Source organism: Arthrobacter sp. HMWF013, from assembly GCF_003061105.1.
Classification (GTDB): domain Bacteria; phylum Actinomycetota; class Actinomycetes; order Actinomycetales; family Micrococcaceae; genus Arthrobacter.
Genome location: NZ_QAIQ01000520.1, coordinates 1 through 5529, shown reverse-complemented (window position 1 = coordinate 5529; position 5529 = coordinate 1). Strand labels below are relative to the sequence as shown.

Below are 5529 nucleotides of genomic sequence, written 5' to 3'. Positions count from 1 at the left end.
AGGAAGCGGGGTGCGCAGCGTCCGCGGCGAGATCGTCAGTCATGGTGCTTTCATTTGGTGAAACCGATGCTAATCACAAAAGCCGGCGGCCGCGGAATCCCCAGCCACCGGCTTTCAGAATACTTTGTTGACTAACTAGTGCGCTTCAACTTCCGGGGCGGCAACTGAACCACGGGCGTCGAGGTCGCGAAGCTGTCCTTCGATGTAGGCCTTCAGGCGTGAACGGTAGTCACGCTCGAAGCCGCGGAGCTGTTCAACCTTGCGTTCCAGGACGGAGCGCTGCTGCTCGAGGGCGCCAAGGATCTTGCGGGACTTCTCCTGGGCGTCGTTGACCAGGCTGCTGGCTTCGATCTGAGCCTCAGCAATGATCTTGTCCTTCTGGGACTGGCCGTCGGCGACGTGGCGGTCGTGCATCTGCTGGGCCATGGCAAGCAGACCGGCAGCGGACTCGGCAGAAACAGTGCTGCCTGCAGCCTGGGCCGGAGCAGCAGCCGGAGCGGCGGCGACAGGTACAACCTGCTCGGATTCCTTCTTCTTGCTGGCCTCAGCGGCCTTTGCCTCAGCTTCGGCCTTCGCTGCGGAGTCGTCCTTTTCGGCCTTGACGGGCGCGGGGACCTTCTCGACCACCGGCGCTGCTGCAGCAGAACTGGCAGGCACGGCGTTACCGGAATCGGCGAGCTTCTTGCGGAGCTCGTCGTTCTCCTGGTTCAGGCGCCTGAGCTCCACGACGATCTCGTCCAGGAAGTCGTCAACTTCGTCCTGGTCGTAGCCCTCGCGGAACTTGGTCGGCTGAAAGCGCTTGTTGACAACGTCTTCTGGCGTCAAAGCCATCTGGTCACCTCATTGGTCTAGTTAGTCAGTAGGCCTTCCGGCCGTCAAAACTACGGTACCTAAATATTGTCTGGTTCCTCTAATTCAACACTGGGTGTCAAACCGGAGATTTCTTCGCGTCGCTGGGCTGAGGTTCCTTCCGGGAACATCGCCTGCGCTGCTAGGTCTAATGGAAACTTACGCGAAACCCCGGATGACCGCCATTGCGATCCCCACGGCGATGAACAGGATCAGGAAACCGAGGTCCAGCGTCACACCACCCAGCCGCAGCGGAGGGATCAGCCGGCGGAGAACCTTCAGCGGTGGATCGGTCACTGAGTACACAGTATGGGCCACCACGAGGGCAACCCCGCGCGGACGCCATTCCCTGGCGAACATCTGGACCCAGTCAAAGACCAGCCGGATGATCAGTCCCACCAGGAACAGCAACAGGGCGATATAGACAAGTCCGAAAACAATTCCCATGACTTAACTCATATCTCCATGTCCATTCCGGATACCGCAGTGCCCTGCCAACGTTTCGTGTCTATTTCAGCACAGATGCCAGACAGGTGTACCTGCCTGGCATCCGCAATAAGCTTTGTGGCTAGCTTTGGTTGAAGAAGCTGGCCTGGGTCTCGCTGACCTTTTTGTCATCACCGATGACCTCAATGTACGACGGCGAGAGCAGGAACACCTTGTTGGTGACCCGTTCAATGCTGCCCCGAAGTCCGAATACCAGGCCGGCGGAGAAGTCCACCAGGCGTTTGGCGTCTGATTCGCCCATGTCGGTGACGTTCATGATGACGGGGATGCCGTCCCGGAAACTTTCTCCGATGAGCTTGGCGTCGTTGTAGGACCGCGGGTGGATCGTGGTGATCTGCCGAAGCCCGGACGTTTCTTCGCGGCTCGAGGCCGCACGCTTGATGGGGGTCACTGGTGCGCGGTATTCCTCTTCGGGGGCGTAGGACGACTCACGGCTGACATCGCGGACCGGTGCCGGTGCACGGCGTTCCTCGCGGTCAACTTCCATTGGTTCGTCCTCGTCCTTACGTGTTGTGGTGTGCTCGGACTCGTAGTGTTCATCGCCATCGGCGAGCCCAAGATAGATCATTGTCTTGCGCAGAGCGCCGGCCATGGTCGACTCCTAATCGTGTCCGCAGACGGGCCGCCCAATGACTTGACAGCACTGGCATCCCCCGCCATTCACTTCCTATAGCTCGACGCTACCGCACGTCAGGACGCGATCCGAGAATATCGGATCCGATTCGCAGGTGTGTCGCTCCGAAGCGGATGGCTGCTTCGAGGTCCTGGCTCATGCCGGCCGAGATGGCTGTGGCAGCCGGGTGGAGTGCCACCAGTGCGGCGGAGATCCCGGCGAGTTTCTCAAAGGCCGCCTCCGGTGTGGTGCCCAGCGGAGCCACAGCCATAACGCCCGCCAGTTCCAGTCCAGCAGCAGCTGCGAGCCGGTCCGCCAGGAAAGGCACATCAGCCGGGGCCGCACCGCCGCGGTGCGCTCCGGCGTCCTCGTCGAGGCTGACCTGGATGTAGCAGTCCAGGGACCCTCTCTCCGTCCGGGCCTGTTCAGCGGACATGGCCCGTTCGAGGCTGTCCACCAGCGAAAGCCGGTCCACTGAGTGCACTGCACTGGCGTACCGGACCACAGACTTGGCCTTCTTGCTTTGCAGCTGGCCCACAAAATGCCAGTTGAGCCCGAGATCGGCCAGTTCAGCGGCCTTCGACGAGGCTTCCTGATCCTTGTTTTCGCCGACGTCGCGGACGCCGAGGCCGGCAAGGCGCCTGATGTCTGCGGCCGGATGGAACTTGGTGACCACAATCAGCGTGGGCAGCTCCCCTGTCCGTCCTGATGCTGCAAACGCGCCGTCGATGCGCCCGCGCACCTGGGTGAGCCGCTCGCCCAGCTGCGCCAGACGCGCGTCGTCTTCTTCTGCCATGCCCTCACCCATGGGACCACACGAGCCCGGCAAAGCGGCCAGTCGTACTGGACCTGCGGTAGGAGAACAGTCCGTCGCTCTCGAGCGTGCACGGACCCGCATATTCAACGGTGACGCCGGCGGCTTCGAGCTGGCTCCTCGCCCCGGCGGGCAGGTCAAGGGCGGGCGTGCCCCAGGAGGTGGTGGACCACGTTGCGGGCACCTGCGCAGCGACCCCTACGCGCAACCCCGCGGGCACCTCATAGCAGGAGCCGCAGATTGACGGGCCGAGCCAAGCATGGATGCCGGCCGCTCCGGCGGACCGCATTTTTTCTACTGCAGCCAGGAGGATGCCGTTGGCTACGCCGGGGCGGCCTGCGTGGACGGCCGCGAGGACCGGGCCGTGTGGCCCTTCACCGACGAGCACTGCGGGGATGCAGTCGGCCACCATCACGGCGAGCGGCAGGCCCCGCGATACCATCGCATCCGCGGTCGGCGCGGCAGTGTCCGGGTCCATCATTTCAACAGCTGTACCGTGGACCTGCTCCATGAACCGGAGCGATCCGTGCGCCAGGCCTGCAGCATCCTCCAGCGCTTGGCGGCGCTGGAGGACGTCAGCAGGGTTGTCCCCCACATGCAGGGCCAGGTTGCCGGCACGGTTGTCAGTGAATGCCACGCTCACACCGGGACGGACTTCTTTCCGCCAAAGGAACAAGCCGTGCCCTACTTCAGGAAGTCAGGGACATCCAGGTCATCAGCGCGGCTTCCTGAGAGGTCGGGCTCCACCACTGAGGGGAGGTCGACGTCGAAACCTGAGTCAGCGGGAACCGCCGACGGCCGCTGCTGGCCCCAGTTGCTGAGTCCGGACGCGCCGACACCGGCGTGGACGGGCTGGGTGTTCAGCTGGTGGCTGCCGGCAGAGGCAGGGGCCTGCGCCGGCGCCGCTGCGGGCCGCTGCGGTGCTACCTGCGGCTGTGACTGGTCCATGGACGGTGAGGTGGCCTTGACGTCGTCGAAGCCGGCGGCAATGACAGTAACCCGGGCTTCGTCGCCGAGGGCGTCATCGATGACCGCCCCGAAGATGATGTTGGCTTCGGGGTGGGCCACCTCCTGGACGAGGCGTGCTGCTTCATTGATTTCGAACAGTCCGAGGTCCGAGCCGCCCTGGATGGACAGCAGGACACCGTGTGCGCCGTCGATGGAGGCTTCCAGGAGCGGGGACGCGATGGCGAGTTCCGCAGCCTTGACGGCGCGGTCTTCACCGCGGGCGGAGCCGATGCCCATCAGGGCGGAGCCTGCACCCTGCATGACGGACTTGACGTCCGCGAAGTCGAGGTTGATCAGGCCGGGGGTGGTGATGAGGTCGGTGATGCCCTGGACGCCGGACAGCAGGACCTGGTCAGCGGAGCGGAAAGCGTCCAGGACGGAGACGTTGCGGTCGCTGATGGAGAGCAGGCGGTCGTTGGGGATGACGATCAGGGTGTCGACTTCGTCGCGGAGGGCGTCGATGCCGGCCTCGGCGGAGCCTGCGCGGCGGCGGCCCTCGAAGGTGAAGGGGCGGGTAACAACGCCAATGGTCAGCGCACCGAGCGAACGCGCGATGCGGGCAACGACGGGCGCGCCGCCGGTGCCGGTTCCGCCGCCTTCGCCGGCGGTGACGAAGACCATGTCAGCGCCGCGGATGACCTCTTCGATTTCCTCGGCGTGGTCCTCGGCTGCCTGCCGGCCCACCTCCGGGTTCGCTCCGGCTCCGAGGCCGCGCGTCAGCTCACGCCCGATGTCGAGCTTGACGTCTGCATCGCTCATCAGCAATGCCTGCGCATCGGTGTTGACCGCGATGAATTCAACACCGCGGAGGCCGACCTCGATCATGCGGTTGACTGCGTTCACGCCACCGCCGCCGATGCCGACGACCTTGATGACGGCCAAGTAGTTCTGCGGAGCTGCCACGTTACGTGTCCCTTGTTCGTGTTGTGTTGCTAAAACTGTGGAGTCGGGCTTGAAGCTTGAAACCCTAACCTTCGAGTTGAAGGTTATAGTTATGTCAAGTAACTCATGCTTGAACGCTATTTCCTATGGTGGGGACATTCAATAACCGGCGCCGCGTGTCGCGCGAATACCGGGAATATAAACGTCACCGTGTCACCGGGTGACGGGGTGCACTGACATCGTAGACGCGCACCGGGTTCTTCGGATCCGCGGGTACCTTCAGCAGGGCTTCGAGCACTTTTGCCTTGAGCTCCTTCTCCCCCGCGTTGCCCCATACGATGGTCTGGCCGTCCACCAGCTTCAGCTCGACGGCGTCCACCGACTGGGCTGATGCGTTGGACAACCTGGCCAGGACGTCGAGCGGGAGCGCGCCCAGTACCGCTGCGGTGGCCTGGAAGAGCTCTTTGCCAATGGTTCCCGCCCCGCCGTCGATCACTGGCAGTGCCACCGACGCAGTGTCCGCTGTGGCACCCAGCACCACACCGTCAACATCAACCAGCTGGTACTGCTCCCCCTGCTTCACCAGTGCCACGGGGACCCGTTCATGCACTTCCACCGCCAACTCGGACGGCGGCCGTGCCTGGGTGGACACTGACTTGATCTGGACAAGCGGCTCCAGCAGGCGGGCTACCTCCTCGTCGCTGACCTGGGGCAGGGGCCTGCCCTTGAGCGGGTCCAGTGCAGCCTTGACCTGATCGGCAGTGACCAGCCTGGTGCCGGACACCGAAACTGTGCCTACGGCCAGGACGGGGGAGAAGATTGCGGCAGCGAGAAGGGCCGATACCACCGCCAGCAC

7 protein-coding genes are annotated in these 5529 nt (G+C 63.8%); all 7 read right to left on the bottom strand.

What is annotated here, in order from left to right:
- Positions 1–135 precede the first annotated feature (135 nt).
- Entirely contained in the window at positions 136–831 is a 696-nt protein-coding gene (locus DBR22_RS18185; RefSeq protein WP_108600168.1) for a DivIVA domain-containing protein, read from the bottom strand.
- 177 nt (positions 832–1008) lie between these two features.
- A complete protein-coding gene (locus DBR22_RS18180; protein WP_108600167.1) occupies positions 1009–1296 on the bottom strand; it encodes a YggT family protein in 288 nt (95 codons plus the stop codon).
- A 121-nt stretch (positions 1297–1417) separates the two neighbouring features.
- On the bottom strand, positions 1418–1948 hold the full coding sequence (locus DBR22_RS18175; RefSeq protein ID WP_108600166.1) for a cell division protein SepF: 531 nt from the start codon (positions 1946–1948) through the stop codon (positions 1418–1420).
- 88 nt (positions 1949–2036) lie between these two features.
- Entirely contained in the window at positions 2037–2765 is a 729-nt protein-coding gene (locus tag DBR22_RS18170) for a YggS family pyridoxal phosphate-dependent enzyme (RefSeq protein WP_108600165.1), read from the bottom strand.
- Between the two features lie 4 nt (positions 2766–2769).
- Complete coding sequence (locus tag DBR22_RS18165; protein WP_108600164.1) at positions 2770–3459, bottom strand: polyphenol oxidase family protein; 690 nt, start codon at positions 3457–3459, stop codon at positions 2770–2772.
- A gap of 8 nt (positions 3460–3467) precedes the next feature.
- Positions 3468–4694 carry a cell division protein FtsZ gene (ftsZ, locus tag DBR22_RS18160; RefSeq protein ID WP_108600163.1) on the bottom strand — a complete coding sequence of 409 codons (1227 nt, stop codon included), beginning with the start codon at positions 4692–4694 and terminating at the stop codon, positions 3468–3470.
- Between the two features lie 184 nt (positions 4695–4878).
- Positions 4879–5529: cell division protein FtsQ/DivIB (locus tag DBR22_RS18155; protein ID WP_108600162.1), on the bottom strand; the 651-nt coding region annotated here is incomplete at its 5' end.